Source organism: Pelomonas lactea (assembly GCF_043555885.1).
GTDB lineage: Bacteria > Pseudomonadota > Gammaproteobacteria > Burkholderiales > Burkholderiaceae_C > Pelomonas > Pelomonas lactea.
On record NZ_JBIGHX010000004.1, the window covers coordinates 185,909 to 202,755 of the forward strand.

The 16,847-nt window shown below is 69.0% G+C and carries 14 protein-coding genes; 8 read left to right on the top strand and 6 right to left on the bottom strand.

Features of this window, described 5'->3' with window-relative positions:
* Nucleotides 1-180: 180 nt before the first annotated feature.
* Both ACG04Q_RS13515 and ACG04Q_RS13520 read left to right on the top strand, forming a co-directional pair.
* Nucleotides 181-756 (top strand): hypothetical protein, encoded by a 576-nt coding sequence (locus ACG04Q_RS13515; RefSeq protein WP_394511459.1) that lies wholly within the window; start codon nt 181-183, stop codon nt 754-756.
* Between the two features lie 87 nt (nt 757-843).
* Nucleotides 844-1,929 (top strand): RelA/SpoT domain-containing protein, encoded by a 1,086-nt coding sequence (locus tag ACG04Q_RS13520; protein ID WP_394511460.1) that lies wholly within the window; start codon nt 844-846, stop codon nt 1,927-1,929.
* Nucleotides 1,930-2,102: 173 nt separating this feature from the next.
* Here the strand turns inward: ACG04Q_RS13520 and ACG04Q_RS13525 are convergent, their stop codons facing one another.
* Nucleotides 2,103-2,780 (bottom strand): GntR family transcriptional regulator, encoded by a 678-nt coding sequence (locus tag ACG04Q_RS13525; protein WP_394511461.1) that lies wholly within the window; start codon nt 2,778-2,780, stop codon nt 2,103-2,105.
* A 178-nt stretch (nt 2,781-2,958) separates the two neighbouring features.
* A complete protein-coding gene (locus ACG04Q_RS13530; protein WP_394511462.1) occupies nt 2,959-4,158 on the bottom strand; it encodes a fumarylacetoacetate hydrolase family protein in 1,200 nt (399 codons plus the stop codon).
* Nucleotides 4,159-4,358: 200 nt separating this feature from the next.
* Here ACG04Q_RS13530 and ACG04Q_RS13535 point away from each other — a divergent pair, with 200 nt between their 5' ends.
* On the top strand, nt 4,359-7,496 hold the full coding sequence (locus ACG04Q_RS13535; RefSeq protein ID WP_394511463.1) for a TonB-dependent receptor: 3,138 nt from the start codon (nt 4,359-4,361) through the stop codon (nt 7,494-7,496).
* Nucleotides 7,497-7,686: 190 nt separating this feature from the next.
* Here ACG04Q_RS13535 and ACG04Q_RS13540 read toward each other — a convergent pair whose 3' ends face one another.
* The 3 genes from ACG04Q_RS13540 to ACG04Q_RS13550 all read right to left on the bottom strand — a co-directional run bounded on the left by ACG04Q_RS13540 (nt 7,687) and on the right by ACG04Q_RS13550 (nt 11,210).
* Entirely contained in the window at nt 7,687-8,973 is a 1,287-nt protein-coding gene (locus ACG04Q_RS13540; RefSeq protein ID WP_394511464.1) for a GDSL-type esterase/lipase family protein, read from the bottom strand.
* 238 nt (nt 8,974-9,211) lie between these two features.
* Entirely contained in the window at nt 9,212-9,694 is a 483-nt protein-coding gene (locus ACG04Q_RS13545; protein ID WP_394511465.1) for a hypothetical protein, read from the bottom strand.
* Between the two features lie 76 nt (nt 9,695-9,770).
* Nucleotides 9,771-11,210, bottom strand: a complete 1,440-nt coding sequence (locus ACG04Q_RS13550; RefSeq protein ID WP_394511466.1) for a phospholipase D-like domain-containing protein — start codon at nt 11,208-11,210, stop codon at nt 9,771-9,773.
* 322 nt (nt 11,211-11,532) lie between these two features.
* On the opposite strand from ACG04Q_RS13550, the gene ACG04Q_RS13555 reads away from it, so the two are divergent.
* The 5 genes from ACG04Q_RS13555 to ACG04Q_RS13575 all read left to right on the top strand — a co-directional run bounded on the left by ACG04Q_RS13555 (nt 11,533) and on the right by ACG04Q_RS13575 (nt 16,320).
* Nucleotides 11,533-12,960: a sigma-54-dependent transcriptional regulator gene (locus tag ACG04Q_RS13555; protein WP_394511467.1), complete on the top strand. Its 1,428-nt coding sequence runs from the start codon at nt 11,533-11,535 to the stop codon at nt 12,958-12,960.
* 33 nt (nt 12,961-12,993) lie between these two features.
* A complete protein-coding gene (locus ACG04Q_RS13560) occupies nt 12,994-14,064 on the top strand; it encodes a DNA topoisomerase IB (protein WP_394511468.1) in 1,071 nt (356 codons plus the stop codon).
* A 56-nt stretch (nt 14,065-14,120) separates the two neighbouring features.
* Nucleotides 14,121-15,263, top strand: coding sequence for a zinc-binding metallopeptidase family protein (locus ACG04Q_RS13565; protein WP_394511469.1), 1,143 nt, complete (start codon nt 14,121-14,123; stop codon nt 15,261-15,263).
* Between the two features lie 70 nt (nt 15,264-15,333).
* Nucleotides 15,334-15,834: a hypothetical protein gene (locus tag ACG04Q_RS13570; protein WP_394511470.1), complete on the top strand. Its 501-nt coding sequence runs from the start codon at nt 15,334-15,336 to the stop codon at nt 15,832-15,834.
* 90 nt (nt 15,835-15,924) lie between these two features.
* Nucleotides 15,925-16,320 (top strand): hypothetical protein, encoded by a 396-nt coding sequence (locus tag ACG04Q_RS13575; protein ID WP_394511471.1) that lies wholly within the window; start codon nt 15,925-15,927, stop codon nt 16,318-16,320.
* Nucleotides 16,321-16,379: 59 nt separating this feature from the next.
* Here the strand turns inward: ACG04Q_RS13575 and ACG04Q_RS13580 are convergent, their stop codons facing one another.
* Complete coding sequence (locus ACG04Q_RS13580; RefSeq protein WP_394511472.1) at nt 16,380-16,832, bottom strand: PA2169 family four-helix-bundle protein; 453 nt, start codon at nt 16,830-16,832, stop codon at nt 16,380-16,382.
* Between the last annotated feature and the right edge of the window lie 15 nt (nt 16,833-16,847).

Consider the following 16,847-nt stretch of genomic DNA (forward strand, 5'->3'; position numbering starts at 1 on the left):
ATATCGGCTCAACGACTTCGATTTCCGGCATGCCCGGGGATTTTCCTTGCGATAAGAACTTACCCTTGCCAGGCTGGTGTGGTTAAGAAGCAGCGGCCGGAGCTATGCGGCACTACGCGCTGATAAACTGTTAGGCCACATATAAAAGTTTTGCCGGGAGATCCAACAATGCAAGCTCGCTTGATCCTCGCACTTGGCCTCGCGATCACCGCACTACCGGCTTGGGCGCAATTTGGCAGCACGGGAGATCGAGAGAAGGGTATTGTTATATACCTATCTCAGACTGCCTATCTGACATACTTTGACTTGGCTCTTTTATGCCTGTGTCCTGTATTTGGGGCTCTTGGAGGCGTAGTTTCTCGGCATTTGACACTTGCCGATATTCGCTCGAAGCTGGATTCGAACTCGCATCTGTCCGAAAACACCACAGCGGACACGACCCAGACAGTCAAATATCAGCCGGCACCACACTTTGGTCCAAATGCAGTATTAGTGGGTGCCATACTCGGGATAGTGGTTGCACTCTATTTTGTCGGGGCAATTACAGATCATGTGACATCGCTAGCAAGAGTTTTTGCGCTATGCATTCTCCTTGGCTATCAAGCTTCAAATCTCTGGCGAGCGCAGGAGAAGATTATTGCCAGTTTGGTAGATGATCGACTCAGAACGCTGCTTGGCGACAAGAACTTTATAGGAATAAGGGCCGAGCAGGCATCAGAACACGGAGCTTCCCAAGATGCTCCAAGAACCAAATGACCGTTCGTCGAGATGCGTCTTGACCGCTCATTCCAACGGACCGCCTCCGGCGGCAACTGAATTCAGACGCTAGGCCGTACGAATCCAATGTCGTACTCTGTACCACTCTTCAGCAAAAGCGCTGTCGACAAAGCTGGTCGCGCTCTTGCCTCCACCAAGAGCGTCGACGAGTTCGATGAGGCCGCGTGGGATGTCTTGGGAAACTGGCGGGCATCTCATGCCTTTCCGCTGAACACCATCACGGTGAGTTTGAAGGGAAAGGTAAACCGACTCGGCTTGAAAGCCGTGGTTGTTCAGCGCCTGAAGCGATCACGCTCAATCTTGTCTAAGCTTTCGCGCGACTCAATGCGCCTGACGCAGATGCAAGACATAGGGGGCTGTCGTGCAGTGGTCCCTTCGATCGAAGACGTGTATACCTTGCGCGACAAGTTCTACAAGAGTCGGTCGAAGCACATCTTAATTTCGGAAGACGACTACATCGCCAGTCCCAAGGCCTCTGGGTATCGCGGTATTCACTTGATCTACAAATTTCAGAGCGAAGTCAAATCGGAGTACAACAATCTACTGCTCGAAGTCCAACTTCGCTCCCAAGTCCAGCATGCTTGGGCGACTGCAGTGGAAACCGTAGGAGCAGTAGTCGGGCAAGCTCTCAAGTCAAGCCAGGGTGAGAGTATGTGGCTCTCCTACTTCCAAACGGCATCGGTTGCATTCGAGTACACGGAGACGCCTGCATTTGGCAGAACCCCGCATATGTCACGGGGGCTGGTCGCACGCGAACTCGAGAAGCTGCACACAAAACTCGATGTCACCAAGAAACTGACTGCTTATCGTGCTGCGCTGCGCGCAACCGAGACACCAACCGCTAAGAATGCCGGTTACTTTCTTTTGGTGCTTTTACCAGATGAGCCAGGGTTACAGGTGTTCTCTTTCGCGAAGGAAGAAGCAGATGCTGCGCAAAAGGAGTACCAACGATACGAGCGGCTACTCCCATTTCAGTCCCGTCAAGTCCCGCTTTTCCCAGAGCTGGCCGACTACTCGGGTGCTCAAGTCGTTCTCGTAGGCGCAGAGTCATTTCGGTCTATTCGGGAGGCGTATCCAAACTACTACCTCGACACCGAGAAGTTTGTGTCTTTGGTTACTCACTTCATACAAAGATATCGACGTTCGGCCTAAACATACATCGACGGGAAGTCTGGCCGGCTGCGCCGCCAAGCCGCCCCCATGTCAGGCGTAGGGCTGCCTGATCCGCGGTATTTCCGTCTTGGAATGTAGAGCGGCCACTCGGCTGTACTGGCAGGGACGACTGCAGCCAGCCTGAAGCCGACACCGCATTCACGCGCCTTTTTTCAAAGAATGAGGTACTCCGGATACCTCTGCTGAATCTCCTCCACCGACGCCAGCGTGCCCGACAGGTGCTCCCGCACCGCCTGCTGTGCGGCGTCGGCATCGCCGGCCTCGATGGCGGCCAGGATGGCCTGGTGGCCGTCCATGATGGAGGCGGTCTTGCCGGTGAATGGCGAGTGCAGCAAGCGCAGCCGGTCGACGTGGCCGGACATCTTCACCACCACCGCCCACAACCGCGGCAGGCCGGCGGCCGCGTACATCTGGCGGTGGAACTCCTTGTCGGCCGAGATGAAGCCGGTGAAGTCCTTGCGCTCGGCGAACTCGGCCTGCAGTGACAGCTGCGTGCGCAGTCCGGCAATGACGGCCTCGTCTGGGGCCTGCGCCAGCTGCCGCGCGATCTCGATCTCCACCGAGCGGCGCAGGTAGTGCGCCTCGCGGGCGGCCGGCACGTCGATGCGGCTGACCTGCGTCGTGTACTGCGCGCGGATGACGACGAGGCCTTCCTCGCTGAGCCGCATCAGCGCGTCGCGCACGGGCGTCTGGCTGACGCCGAACTGCTGGGCGAGCTCGGCGCGGTCCAGCGCCAGGCCCGGCGCGAGTTCCAGCGAAACGATGGCGGCCCGCAGGGACTCGACGACCTGCGGGGCGGCGTGGCGGGTGGGGTCCAGCGTGAAATTCATCTTGGATGGGTTCGGGTGCTCCGGGTGGCACGCTAATGCATCAGTGCCGGATGGCCCAGGTGGGAATCACGCGGTCGGCCCGCCGGCCGGCGGTGGACCGCAAAAAAACGGCGGCTCCGCACGGGGCGGGCCGCCGCAAGAGACGGGACGCCCACCAGCCCGGGCGTCCGACCAGAGATCAGTTCGGTGCGCGGCCTCCCCGCAGGTGCCGCAGCAGCGCGCCGACGCCGTAGGTCCACGGCGGGATGGCGTCGCTGCGCTGCACGGTGTTGACGAGGGTGCCCAGCGCGGGGCTGGCGATGGTGACGACGTCGCCCAGCCGGTGCGTGAAGCCGGCGCCGGGTGCGCCGCGGTCCTGGATGGGCGAGAACATCGTGCCCAGGAACAGCAGGAAGCCGTCGGGGTACTGGTGGTGCGGGCCGCAGGCGTGGCGCACCAGTTCCAGCGGGTCGCGGCTGATCTGCTGCATGTGGCTCTCGCCTTCCAGCAGGAAACCATCCTCCGCGCCCTCGATGCGCAGGCTCACGGTGGCGGCGCGCACGGTGTCGAGTGTGAAGCCGTCGTCGAACAGCCGGATGAACGGGCCGATGGCGCAGGAGCCGTTGTTGTCTTTGGCCTTGCCCAGCAGCAGCGCGCTGCGGCCCTCGATGTCGCGCAGGTTGACGTCGTTGCCCAGCGTCGCGCCGACGACCTCGGCGCGGCCGTTGACGGCCAGCACGACCTCGGGCTCGGGGTTGTTCCACTGCGAGTCGGGGTGCAGGCCCACGGCTTCGCCGAAGCCCACGGCCGACATGGGCTGCGCTTTCGTGAAGACCTCGGCGTCGGGCCCCAGGCCCACCTCCAGGTAGGGCGACCACGCGCCGCGCGCGGTGAATTCGGCCTTCAGGCGTTGCGCGGCGGCCGAGCCGGGGCGGATGCTGGACAGGTCGGTGCCCAGCGTCGCCGTCAGCGACTGGCGCAGGTCGTGCGCGCGTGCGGCGCTGCCGCCGGCCTGCGCCTCGATGACGCGTTCCAGCAGGCTGACCGCGAAGGTCACGCCGCAGGCCTTGATGGCCTGCAGGTCGCAGGGTGCCAGCGGGCGGGGCAGGGCGGGGTCGGGCGTGGCGGCGAGCGCGTTGGCCAGCACGGCCTGCACGGGCCCCAGCACCGGGCCCGGCGCCTCGCGGACGAGCGCCAGCAGGTCGGCACGGTCCAGCAGTTCCGACAGCGTGGCGGCATGGGCGGACAGGTCCACCAGCAGGCCGGCCCGCACCGTCACCAGCGCGGGGCCGCCCAGGTCAGGCCGCCACACGCGGCCCACCAGCGTGGCGTGGGCCGTGTCGGCGGGCAGGAAGGCGGGGTTGTCCAGCATCGCGTTGAAGTGACGTTGATGCGTCATTGTGAGCGCTACCTGTCTTCCTGCCAAGTGCTGTGCATCGGCTCGAATCCGGGTGATTCAGACACTAATACATTAGTACACACCCTTGTTGACCATGCGGATGCGCCCGCGTAAATTGAAAATGTGCGCGCTAACATTTTGGTAGCTGCCGAGTCGGATGGCCCGCGTATCAGGGTCGTAGAACCACCAAGGAGACATTGATGATCACGACAAATCCGCGCGTCCATCGCCGCGCGCGTTCCGGCCAGCTGGCGCTGGGCACCACGCTGCTGGCCGGCCTGATCGCCCAGGCCTACGCGCAGACCGCGCCGGCCGCCGATCAGCAGAAGCTGGACACCGTGGTGGTGACCGGCATCCGCGCGTCGCTGGAGAGTGCGGCCAACGCGAAGAAGAACTCGGTGGGCTTCATCGACGCCATCACCGCCGAGGACATGGGCAAGTTCCCGGACAGCAACGTCGCCGAGTCCATCTCGCGCATCCCGGGCGTCACGCTGACGCGCGAGATCACCGGCGAGGGCCTGCAGATCCAGATCCGCGGCCTGGGCACCAATTTCACGCGCATCCTGCTGAACGGCGCACCGGTCGCGTCGGCCTCCACCGGCCGCGTGGACTCGGGCAGCGCCAACCGCGAAGTCGACATGGACTTCCTGCCGGGCGAACTGTTCAGCCGCGTGACCGTCGTCAAGAGCCCCACGGCCTCGATGCTGGAAGGCGGCGCCGCCGGCATCGTCGACATGCGCAGCGCCCGCCCGTTCGACAAGAAGGGCCTGCGCACCGCGTTCACGCTGACCGGCACGAAGAACCAGCAGGCCGATCGCTGGGGCAACCGCGGCTCGGCGCTGGTCAGCAACACCTGGGACAACACCTTCGGCGTGCTGGCCGGCGTGGCCTGGTCCACCAACAAGGTCAAGACCACCGGCTTCGAGTCCATCGGCTGGACCAACGCCAACCTGCTGGCCTCGCAGAGCAGCAGCGCCACGCGCAACAACACCGGCGGCGGCAACTGGACCATTCCCGGCGCCGTGCCGTCCAACGCGGGCAACGGCCTGACGGCGGGCGACACCATCAACGAGGCCTTCCTGCTGGCCAAGAACCCGGGGCTGACGATCACGCAGATCGACAACGCCATCATTCCGCGTCTGGGCCGTGCGATGGTGGCCGAGGGCAGCCGCGACCGCCAGAACGCCATCCTGTCGCTGGAGGCGCGCCCCAACAGCTCGGCGCAGTTCTTCCTGGACCTGATCCACGGCCACAAGAAGAACGAGTTCGAGCGCTCCGACATCAACTGGGTGGGCCGCAACGGCTCGGCCATTCCCATCAACATGAAGGTGGACGGCGACTGCGCCAACGGCTGCGTCGTCACCAAGGGCACGTTCGCGAACTCGCAGTACTTCCTGGAGTACCGCCCGTACACCGAAGACACCAAGTTCAACAGCATCAACCCCGGCATGAAGCTGCGCTTCAGCGACAGCGTCAGCCTGGACGTGCAGGCCAACGTGACGCGCAGCGACTTCCATCGCCAGTCGCCCACGGTGCTGCTGCAGACGGTGCTGGGCTCGGGCATCACGACCGAGTACGACAACAGCAGCGGCGTGCCGCAGTTGAAGGCCACCAACACGCTGACCGGCGCCACCGACATCCTGAACACGCCCGCCGCGTTCGGCTGGAACGGCGGCCGCGTGAACGTGCAGGAGGAGAAGCGCAAGGTGCGCACGTCCGGCCTGCGCGCGGCGTTCGACATCGATGCCGACATCGTCGACATCAAGGTGGGCGGCGCGTACGACAACGTGTCGCGCCGCATCGACTCGCTGAACAACGACAACTACTGGTCCAACATCGTCTGCGGCCGCAACCTCAACGTGTTCCTGCCGGGCCCCAACACGACCAACAAGAACGGCTGCAACGGCACCGGCGCCGCCGGCTCCGCGGCTGCGGACTACCCCGGCTACGGCACCGGCTACACCGCCGGCGCGACGACGCCGCTGCAGTACCTCGGCTCGGCCATCCCCAACGCGGCCGTGCCGGGCTACCTGTCGGCCAACTCGCGCGGCTTCGTCGCGCTGGACTGGGCCCGCTTCGCCAAGGACGCCAACTACGCCGCCGCGCATGACACCGCGGTGCCCGGCATCGGCGGCACCAACACCGGCGTGAACCCCGGCTACTTCCAGGAGAAGGTCACGTCGCTCTTCGCCGAGGTGAACGGCGAGACGCAGCTGCTGGGCAACAACTTGCGCTACAACGCCGGCGCCCGCTACGCGACGACGACGCAGACCTTCGCGTCGCTGAGCGCGCCGGCCGACCCGCGCAACGCCGCGCTGAACCTGGCCGACGGCGGCCGCTACCCCGCGTCCGTCGTCGAGAGCCTGACGACGACGACCTACGGCAACTTCCTGCCGTCCGGCAGCCTGGCCTACAACCTGCGGCCGGACCTGCTGGCCCGTGCGTCCATGTCCAAGACGATCACGCGCGCCGACCCCACGTCGCTGCGCGCGCTGACGGCCAGCTTCACCGACCCCTCGGCCCAGAACGGCACGCTGACCAACCCCGACCTCAAGCCCTACCAGTCCAAGAACACCGACCTGGGCCTGGAGTGGTACACCGGCCGCGAGGGCTACGTGGCGCTGGCCTGGTTCAAGAAGAGCATCACGGGCTTCACGGCCACCAAGACGTTCAACGTGCCGTTCAGCACCTTGAACCAGTACGGCATCAACTGGACCAGCGGCCTGACCCGCGACCAGCGCACCAACCTCTACAAGAGCGCGGGCCTGGCCGTGCCGGCCGACCTGGACGCGCTGCCGTCGCCGGCTGACCTGGCCAAGATCAACGCCAACCCCATCGTGCTGTCGCAGGTGCAGAACACGAGCGACGCGCTGAACATCAAGGGCCTGGAGCTCACGGTGCAGCAGCCGCTGGAGATCCTGACGTCCTACCTGAAGGGCTTCGGCGTCAGCGCCAACTACACCAAGGTCAAGCAGTCGGGCGCCAACGTGGCCATCGGCGTGCCGCCCTACACCTACAACCTGGCGGCGTACTACGAAGGCCGGTTCGGCGGCTTCCGCGTGACGAAGAACTTCACCAAGGGCACGCAGTCCAGCGGCACGGGCCAGAACGGCATCACCGCCGCCGCGTTCTACGGCATGGACTATGCGCAGGTGGACTTCACTTCGCGCGTGAACCTTGGCGAGATCATCGGCTGGAAGAAGGACCTGCAGGCCACGTTCGACATCTTCAACGTGACCCGCAGCAGCCAGCGCACCAACTTCCAGTTCGCCAACGCGCCGTATGCGATCTACGAGCCGGGCCGGACTTACCAGGTCGGGTTGCGCGCGAGCTTCTGAGGCCCCTCGCCCAGCTCGCCTCGCCGAACGCGGGCGAGTCTGGTCTGTCACCCGAGGGACGGCGATGCTTGCGGCGTTGAGCCGCAAGCACATCGTCATCGCGGGCCGGCTTGGGGCGGCCCGGCGCTCGGGCCCAACAGCCAATACAAAAAGGGCTCCCTCGCGGGAGCCCCTTTTTATTCCGCGGGACTCACTGCTTGTTGCAGCGGCGGTCCAGCCACTCGACCGGGAACGCTTCCGCCATCGCCTGGTACCCGGCCATGGACGGGTGCAGGCCGTCGTTGTCCAGCTCGCGCTTCAGGTGCGACGGGCGGGCCGGGTCGCGGGCCAGCGCGTCGAAGTCCACCACGCCGTCGAAGCGGCCCGGCTCGCGCATCCACGCGTTCAGCGCCTGCCGGTCGGCCTCGTTCTCGGGCTGCGGCTGGTAGTAGCCGCTGCCGCCGTAAGGCATCACGGTGCCGACGAACAGGCACACGCCGCGCCCGCGGGCCTGCGCGGCCAGCGCCGCGAGGCCTTGCTGCAGCTCGGCCAGCAGCGCCGCGCGTGACTCGGGCGTCGTCGTGCGCTGGCGGTGGCTGCTGCCCAGGTCATTCACACCCTCCAGCAGCATCACGTGCGTCACGCCGCTGCGGGCCAGTGCATCGCGGTCGAAGCGGCCCATCAGCCGCGGCCCCAGCCCGTCCTGCAGGATGCGGTTGCCGCCGATGCCAGTGTTCACGACGGCGGCGACCTTGCCCTGCGCGGCCAGCCGGCGTGTCAGCGCATCCGTCCAGCGCCGATAGCTGCCGGGGGCCACGCCGTAGCCGTCGGTGATGGAGTCGCCGATGGCCACCAGCACCGGCTGCGGCGCCGCACCGGCCACGTCCACGGCGGCCAGGTGCCACCAGCCGTCCCGCGCCGCCGCGTCCGGCCAGTCGGCGGCGAGCGCGTGGTTGCCGGGCAGCGTCCAGCTGCTGATGCGCGCGCCCGGGTGGGCCGTCGCCTGGGCGGGGGCCGACACGATGTGCAGCTGCACCGCCACATCCGCCACGCGCGGCAGCGCCAGCGCGACCGGGTCGCTCCAGGCCTCGGCACCAGGGGCCAGCGTGAGGCCGGGCTGGCCGTCAAAACGCAGGGGCTGCAGCGTCGCGGCCTGCAGCACCGGCCGGCCGCCCTCGGTGCCGGGCTGCAGCAGCGCCACGCTCGCGGCGCCCAGCACCAGCGGCTCGTGCCCGAACAGGTTGCTGACGCGCACACGCAGCGCGCTGCCGGCCACCGTCGTGCGCACCACCTGCCGCAGGCTGACGTCGCGCAGCGGCGCCGCGCCGGCGGCAGGGGCCTGCGCCAGCTGCGCGCTGCCCCAGGCCGCCAGCCAGTCGGCCGAAGCGGGCGTGCGAGGTGCCAGGCCGGCGCACCCGGCCAGTGCCAGCGCGGCGGCGAGGCCGGCCATCAACGTGGAGGGCCGGCGCAGCACCGGCTTTCCGCAAGGGATCTTCATGGCGTATCCAGGGGATGATGCGGAAATGATATCGCTACCAACTCCCCTGTCACCCGGGAAGACGCTTGCCTTGCATGGCGAATACTGTGTAAATTAACAGTATTCAAGAGAGGCCCACCATGCTCAGCCAGTACCGCCAGACCTACACGCCCAGCCGCCCGCTGCCCCGTTGGTTGCAACGCATCATCTACTGGCTGTGAAGCTGCTCCCGCCCGGCCCGATGCCGGCCGGGAGCCGCTTACGCCGGCGTGTTGGCGCGGGCGATGGCCGCGACGGCGCCGGCCGCCGCCATGGCCTGCGGCGCCGTCGCGAATTCCTGCCGCAAGCGTTGCAGCAAGTCTTCGCGGTCAGGCAGTGGCGCGCCGCACGAGGTGCGTGACGCGATCGCGCGGTCCAACGCGCCCTCCAGGCCGTTGCACTGCACCGAGTACGAGGTGTGGTGGGGCTGGCCCAGCCGGTCGGTCCAGGTCGCGACGACGCGCAGCACCGGCCCGCAGGTGCGCATGGCCCATTCGAAGCGGATGCCTGCAGTGCGGGTGCGGCTGCGCTGCATCAGCCGGCCCATGGCGCTGCCGCCGGGGCGGCGCGTGCGCTGCTGTTGCTGCGTTGGTTCGGGGTTCGCGTCACCGGCCGGCAGGGCGGCCAGCGCCTGCCGTGCGGTATCGCCGTGCGGCGCGGGCGGGTTGGTCTGCAGTCCGGGGACGTGGCCTTCGAATGCCATGGCATGACTCCTTGATCGGCAAACAGGGAATGACGGCGTCCTGGGGCAACCGGCGTGCCACCCCTGGCGGCGTCAGTCAGAGCAGCGGCTCGATGACGCGCGCAACGCGCTCCAGCAGGCGCTGCCCGAGGCCGCGGCGCGCCCACTGGGCGGCGTCGATGCGCTCGGAGGCGGCCACGTCCCGCCTGAACAGCGCCTGCATCTGATCGCCGAAGTCGTCGCCCAGCACGATGACGTCCATCTCGTTGTTGCCGACGATGCTGCGCCAGTCCAGGTTGCTGGAGCCCACGCTGGAGAGCACGCCGTCGATGACGGCCATCTTGGCGTGCATGACGGCATGCGACATCTCATGGATCTGCACCCCCGCGTCCAGCAGCTGTGCATAGCGCGAGCGGGCGGCGTGCAGCACCATCTTCACGTCGCTGCGACCCGGCAGCACCAGCGACACCGCCACGCCGCGCCGGGCGGCGTCACACAGCGCCTCGATGAGTTCGGGGCCGGGCGCGAAGTAGGCCATCGTCAGCTGCACGCTGCGCTGCGACGCATCGATGCCGTTGAGCAGCGCCTTGTAGGTGGGGTTGACCCCGTGGTCGGGGTTGCCCGCCACCAGCTTGATGACACGCTGCCCCGGCGCCGCCACGCGGGGCGCGGGTGCGGGGGGCAGCTCGCCCTCGCAGCCCTGGTGCAGCCAGGACTCGCGGAACACGGTGGCCAGCGCCGGCACCACCGGCCCGCGCAGCTCGACCTGCGTGTCGCGCCAGCCCTGGTGCTCCACGTCCTGTGGTGGCTTCACGCGGCGTGCGCTGCCGAACGAGCCCTCGGCGTAGACGTTGCTGAGGTTGATGCCGCCAGTGAAGGCCACGTCGCTGTCCACGGCCAGCATCTTGCGGTGGTTGCGCTGCAGCAACCCCCAATGGCCGGGCCGCTCCAGCGGGTTGATGGGGTTGAACGCACAGACGGCGACGCCGCCGTCGCGCAGTCGGTCGAAGAACGCGCTGGCGGTACCCAGCGAGCCGACGCTGTCGTACATCAGCGCGACGCTGACGCCCGCGGCCGCCTTCTCGCGCAGCAGGTCGGCCACCTCGGCGGCGACGCCCTCGTCCTCGACGATGTAGAACTCCACGAGGATGCGCTGCCGTGCGGCCGCGATGGCGGCCTTCATCGCCGCGAACGTGGCGGGGCCGTCCACCAGCAGCCTGGCGGTGTTGCCGCGCAGCAGCTGCGCGTCGCCGCCGGCGGCCAGCACGCCCAGGTGATGCTCGAACAGCCGGGCGTTGCCCTCGGCCTTCACGCGGGCCAGGTCGCGGGCCTCGGCGGCCGCGTCGACGGGGCCGTCGCGCCCCACCAGCGTGACGCGCTGGGCCAGTTGCGGCGGCGGCAGCGGGCGCAACAGCGGGTCGCGCTCGTTCAGGCTGCCGCAGGCCGCGGCGGCCAGCGCGCCCAGCGCGGCCGCGATCCATGCAAGCCCGGCGAGCTGCCAGCGGCGGTGTGGGAGGGAGGGGCGGGCGGCCTGCATGGGAGGAGCGATTGCTGCCGGCAAAAAAGCAAGTCATGTGCCGGCACTCGCGTTGCCACAGGCTGCGGCGTCGGCCGTCGGGGCGGGCCGGCGGCGGGCCGGCCGCGCATCGGTCATTCCTGCGTCAAGCCGGCAAATCTTGCCGACACCGTGCCGGTGCAGGCGTGCAGTGGCGGCCGCTCGGGCGATGTACCCCGTTCAAGCGGCATCGTCCTACAGACGGACGCGCTTGCAAGCGAGGGCAGCGGGCGGGCACGTCGGCGATTCTGAGGACAATGTCAGCCATGTCCAACCGTTCCCGACCTTGAAGGACCCGACGCAGATGCCGCATGCCCTGGTGGTGGACGACGACCACGATTCAGCCGCCTCGCTGCGCGAGCTGATCGCGGGCGAGCAGTTCACGGTCGCCGTCGCCCATAACCTGCGGGACGCACGGCGCCAGATCGCGCTGCAGCAGCCCGACATCATGTTGCTGGACCTGCGCCTGCCCGACGGCAACGGCATGGACCTGCTGGCCGACCCCAAGCTGGTGGCCAACTCCGAGGTCGTGCTGTGCACCGGCCACGCCAACCTGGAGACGTCCATCCAGGCGCTGCGCCTGGGCGCGGCGGACTACCTCATCAAGCCCGTCAACCTCAAGCAGCTGCAGGGCGTGCTGTCGCGCATCATGAAGCCGGCGGCGCTGCAGGCCGAGGTGGAGGACCTGACCGCCAACCTGGCCCAGACCGGGCATTTCGGCCATCTGTGGGGCCGCAGCGCGCCCATGCAGCGCATCTACCAGCAGATCTCGCGCGTGGCCGGCACCAGCGTGTCGGTGTTCATCACGGGCGAGTCCGGCACCGGCAAGGAGGTCGTCGCGCAGACCGTGCACGACCTGAGCCGCCGCCGCAAGCGTCCGTTCCTGGCCGTCAACTGCGGCGCCATCAGCCCCAACCTGATCGAGAGCGAGATCTTCGGCCACGAGAAGGGCAGCTTCACCGGCGCCGAGCGCCAGCATCAGGGCTTCTTCGAGCGCGCCAGCGGCGGCACGCTGTTCCTGGACGAGATCACCGAGATGCCGCTGGAGCTGCAGGTCAAGCTGCTGCGCGTGCTGGAGACCGGGCGCTTCATGCGCGTGGGCTCCACCACCAGCCAGGAGACCGATGTGCGCATCATCGCGGCCACCAACCGCCCGCCCTACCAGGCGGTGTCCAGCGGCCGGCTGCGCGAGGACCTGCTGTACCGCCTCAACATCTTCCCCATCGAGCTGCCACCGCTGCGCGACCGTGCGGCCGACATCCCGCTGCTGGCCAATCACTTCCTCGCCGCCATCGGCGAACAGGAGGGGGCGCAGCGCCGCTTCACGCCGGCCGCGCTGGCGGCGCTGGTGGACTACCCCTGGCCCGGCAATGTGCGGGAGCTGCGCAACGCCGTGCAGCGCGCCTACGTGATGGCCGTGGACGACACCATCGACGAGACCTGGCTGCCCGGTGCCGACCGTGCGGGGCTGGTGTCCGGCTGGGGCGCGCTGGGCGGGGCGCCGGAGCCCGCCGCAGCGCCGGCTGCCGCGCCTGCGGTGCCCAGCATCACGCTGCCCATCGGCTCCAGCGTGGCCGAGGCCGAGCGCGCGCTGATGCTGGCGACCCTGCGTCATTTCAACCACCACAAGGAGCGCACGGCCGCCGCGCTGGGCATCAGCCTGAAGACGCTCTACAACCGGCTCAAGGAATACGCCGCCGAGGGCGCGGCCAGCGAGCGTCCCAACGACTGACGCCGCCGGCACGCCGCGTGCCAGGGGCCTGGCATGTGCAGCGCCCTTGCTTCCTCTCTTCCCACGCCGGCCGGGCTGCGTTGGGCGAGCGACACGCAGCCTGGCCTCACGCGCCGCCCGCGCAAGGACGGCGGCTTCGATGTGGTCGACGCCCGCGGGCGCCGCGTGCGTGACGAGGCCACGCTGGCGCGCGTGCGCAAGCTGGCCATTCCGCCGGCGTGGACGCAGGTGTGGATCAGCGCCCGCGCCGACGGCCATCTGCAGGCCACGGGCCGCGACGCGCGCGGCCGCAAGCAGTACCGCTATCACGCCGACTGGCAGGCTGGCCGCGGCCAGACCAAGTTCGACTCGCTGCGCCGCTTCGGCCGGGCGCTGCCGGCGTTGCGCCGGCGGGTCCAGCAGGCGCTGGCCGGGCCGGACGAGCCCACCCGCGAGCGCGTGCTCGCGACGCTGGTGCGGCTGCTGGACACGACCTGGATGCGCATCGGCAACGTGGCCTATGCGCGCGAGAACGGCTCCTACGGCCTGTCGACGCTGCGCAACCGCCACGCGGGCGTGAAGGGCGATGCGCTGGAGCTCAGTTTCGTCGGCAAGAGCGGCGTGCGCCATCACGTGCGCGTGGCGGACCGGCGCGTCGCGCGCATCGTGCGGCGCTGCCGCGAGCTGCCGGGCCAGGAACTCTTCCGCTACGTGGACGAGGACGGCGTGAGCCATCCGGTGGACTCGTCCGACGTGAACGCCTGGCTGGCGCAGGCTGCCGGCGAGCGCGTCACGGCCAAGGACTTCCGCACCTGGCATGGCAGCGTGCTCGCGCTGGAGCTGACGCTGCTGGCCTGCGCGCAGCAGGCGCAGCCGTGCCGGATGACGGAGGTCGTGGCCGCGGTGGCGCGCCGCCTGGGCAACACCGCCGCGGTTTGCCGCAAGGCCTACATCCACCCGCGCGTTCTGGCCGCTGCACAGGGGCTGGGCGACGAGACGGCCCGCGCCGTGCTGCGCGGGCTGCCGTGGGCGGCGCGGCCGGCGCCGCGCCAGGGGCTGAGCGATGCGGAGTGCCGGCTGATGGCGTTGCTGCGGTCGCGGGCCGCTGCCAAGCCGCCGGCCTGAGCGCTGGCGCGGGTCGTGCTTGGGCTGACCCATCCACTGACCCTGCCGTGACCCGAATGACACCCACCGTTGCCGCGACGCCCCCCCTGCCCACGCCCATCACGCCGCGCGCGTTCAGCTGCGTCTGCGGGCGGCCGGTCTTCTTTCGCAACAGCCGCTGCCTGGCCTGCCAGCGGCCGCTGGGCTACGACGTCGCGCGCGGCGCGCTGCTGGCGCTGGAGCAGGCGCCGTCCCGCGCGGGCCTGCCCGCCTGGCGCGAGGCCGGCGTGCCCGTGCGGCGCGCGGCGCGCTATGCGCGCTGCGCCAACCTCGACACCGCCGCCGCCTGCAACTGGCTGCTGGACGCGAACGACGTGGCCGCCGGCCTCACGCTGTGCCGCTGCTGCCGCCTGACGCGCACCGCGCCGGACCTGAGCCAGCCGCAGGCCGACGTCTGGTGGAGCCGCATCGAACTGGCCAAGCGTCGGCTGGTGTCGTCGCTGATCCGGCTGGGCCTGCCGGTGGACCCCAAGCCCGCGGGTGGCGGGCCGGGCCTGGCGTTCGACCTGCTGATGCCGCCGGCCGAGGGGCCGGGTGTCATCACCGGGCATGCCGACGGCGTCATCACGCTGGACGCATCCGAGGCCGATGATGCGCGCCGCGAGGCCCGCCGCCACGAGCTGGGCGAGCCCTACCGCACGCTGCTCGGTCATCTGCGCCATGAGACCGGTCACCACTACTGGCAAGTTCTGGTGGAGCCCGGCCCGTGGCTGGCGCCCGTGCGTGCATTGTTCGGCGACGACCGCGAGGACTACGGCGCCGCACTGCAGCGCCACTATGCCGGCGGGCCACCGGCCGACTGGGGCCAGCACTTCGTCAGTGCCTATGCCAGCGCCCACCCGTGGGAGGACTGGGCGGAGACCTGGGCGCACTACCTGCACCTCGTCGACACGCTGGACACCGCGCGCAGCTTCGGCCTGGACGGCGAGCGCGTGGAGCTGAGCTACGAGCGCTTCTCACCCGACCTGCTGGCCGACACGGGCGACGCCGACGCGCCCGCTTTCCTGCGCCTCGTCGACAGCTGGATGGAACTGACCGGCGTGCTCAACGAGCTGTCGCGCAGCATGGGCGTGGCCGACTTCTACCCCTTCGTGCTGTCGGCGCCGGCCGTGCGCAAGCTGCACCTGGTGCACCGCATCATCCGTGCGGCGGCGCGCTGACCGTGCGCCCTGCGGGCCGGCACGGCGCTTGCCCGGGGCTGCTCACCGCAACGTCACGCGAAGGACCGCCATGCCCCACGATGCACAACACAGCTTCGGCGTCTACAAGCCCGTGGGCCATGTGGTCGTCTCACTGCCCGATGACCGGGCTGCGGAGGCGGCCGCCGCGGCGCTGGCCGGCCTGGGGCTGGACGGTGAGGCGGTGCGCCGCTATACCGACCGCGAGATGCTGCGCCAGATCGACGCGGACATCGCCGGCGCAAGCCCCCTCGCCGCGGTGGGCCAGGAGATGAACCTCATCCTCGCGCACCGGGTGCTGGCCGAGCATGGCTACCACTGGCTGGTGGTGCGCGTGGGCAGCGACGCGCAGGCCGCCGACGTCGCGCGCGCCGTGCAGGCGCATGGGGCTGAGCGTGCGCAGCACTACGGCCGCTTCATCATCGAAGAACTCATCGAGCGGCCCGGTGGCCAGCCGCAGGTGGCTGAATCGCCCGACCGCGGCCTGGACGCGCAGACGCCCACGGGCAAGGAAAGCGAGGCGGTGGACGCAGGCCGCGCCGCGGGCGGCTGACACGCCCCCGGCGGCATGATCCCGCCTTGGCGATTCGGGGTCGGCGGCACGTCGTTTGCCGCTGGCCGGTGTTCATTCACGAGGATCACCATGGCCACCACGACCACCCCTTTCCCCACCTCCAGCGCGTCGCCCGCGACGCCCGCCACCGCAGCGGTCGATGACGCCGCAACGAAGCCCTCCACAAAGGCTGCCACGATGGCCGCCGACAAGGGCGCGGCCGCCGGCCACGCCGTGCTGGACCGTGCCACGCAGGGCGCGCACCAGGCCATCGACCGCGCGGCCGATGCCGCGGGCCCGGCCATGCAGCGCGTGCAGGACGGTGTGCAGGCCGCCGGCGCCATGCTGGGCCAGCGCGCCGACGACCTACGCCAGCTCGGCGACGAATGGACGGCCAGCGTGCGAGCGACGGTGCGTGAGCATCCCATCGCCGCCATCGCCACGGCGCTGGCCGTGGGCGCGCTCATCGCGCGGCTGTCACGCTGACGCCGGCTGCCCGGCCGCTCCCGCGTGGGAGCGGCCGGCGGCCGCAAGCCAAGTGGCGTTTAGGCGGCGGCGCGCGCCGCATCGCGCAGCGAACGCACCTGCTGGTGGTTGCGCTTCACGCCTTCGTACTGGCGCTCCACCACCATCCGCACGTCGCCCGGCAGGTCTTCGTCCAGCGCCTTGCGGTAGCTGGCCAGCGCGCTGTCCTCGCCGCGCTCGGTTTCCTCGAGGATGGCCTTGTCCGTGTAGCCGGCCAGCGTGCCCTTCACGGCCACCCAGCCGCGGTGCAGCGCGCCCGCCGCCGTACCGCCGTCCTCGGCGTCGCCGCCCAGGCGTTGCACCAGTTGCTGCAACTCGGTTGCGGCCTGGCGGCACTCCTCGGCGCGCGTCGTGAAGCTCTGGACCAGCGTGGGGTCGCGCAGGTACTCGGCCGAGGTGCGGAAGCCGTACTCGCCGTCCTTGCTGGTTTCGATGAGGTCGTTCAGCGTGTCGATGATGTCGTCGTTGCTCATGGAGATGTCCTTTCG

What these genes read in the sequence shown, in the direction of transcription:
- ACG04Q_RS13520 (WP_394511460.1), top strand. Translation starts at nt 844, where the DNA reads ATGTCGTACTCTGTACCACTCTTCAGCAAAAGCGCTGTCGACAAAGCT.
- ACG04Q_RS13525 (WP_394511461.1), bottom strand. Translation starts at nt 2,780, where the DNA reads ATGAATTTCACGCTGGACCCCACCCGCCACGCCGCCCCGCAGGTCGTC.
- ACG04Q_RS13530 (WP_394511462.1), bottom strand. Translation starts at nt 4,158, where the DNA reads ATGACGCATCAACGTCACTTCAACGCGATGCTGGACAACCCCGCCTTC.
- ACG04Q_RS13535 (WP_394511463.1), top strand. Translation starts at nt 4,359, where the DNA reads ATGATCACGACAAATCCGCGCGTCCATCGCCGCGCGCGTTCCGGCCAG.
- ACG04Q_RS13540 (WP_394511464.1), bottom strand. Translation starts at nt 8,973, where the DNA reads ATGAAGATCCCTTGCGGAAAGCCGGTGCTGCGCCGGCCCTCCACGTTG.
- ACG04Q_RS13545 (WP_394511465.1), bottom strand. Translation starts at nt 9,694, where the DNA reads ATGGCATTCGAAGGCCACGTCCCCGGACTGCAGACCAACCCGCCCGCG.
- ACG04Q_RS13550 (WP_394511466.1), bottom strand. Translation starts at nt 11,210, where the DNA reads ATGCAGGCCGCCCGCCCCTCCCTCCCACACCGCCGCTGGCAGCTCGCC.
- ACG04Q_RS13555 (WP_394511467.1), top strand. Translation starts at nt 11,533, where the DNA reads ATGCCGCATGCCCTGGTGGTGGACGACGACCACGATTCAGCCGCCTCG.
- ACG04Q_RS13560 (WP_394511468.1), top strand. Translation starts at nt 12,994, where the DNA reads ATGTGCAGCGCCCTTGCTTCCTCTCTTCCCACGCCGGCCGGGCTGCGT.
- ACG04Q_RS13565 (WP_394511469.1), top strand. Translation starts at nt 14,121, where the DNA reads ATGACACCCACCGTTGCCGCGACGCCCCCCCTGCCCACGCCCATCACG.
- ACG04Q_RS13570 (WP_394511470.1), top strand. Translation starts at nt 15,334, where the DNA reads ATGCCCCACGATGCACAACACAGCTTCGGCGTCTACAAGCCCGTGGGC.
- ACG04Q_RS13575 (WP_394511471.1), top strand. Translation starts at nt 15,925, where the DNA reads ATGGCCACCACGACCACCCCTTTCCCCACCTCCAGCGCGTCGCCCGCG.
- ACG04Q_RS13580 (WP_394511472.1), bottom strand. Translation starts at nt 16,832, where the DNA reads ATGAGCAACGACGACATCATCGACACGCTGAACGACCTCATCGAAACC.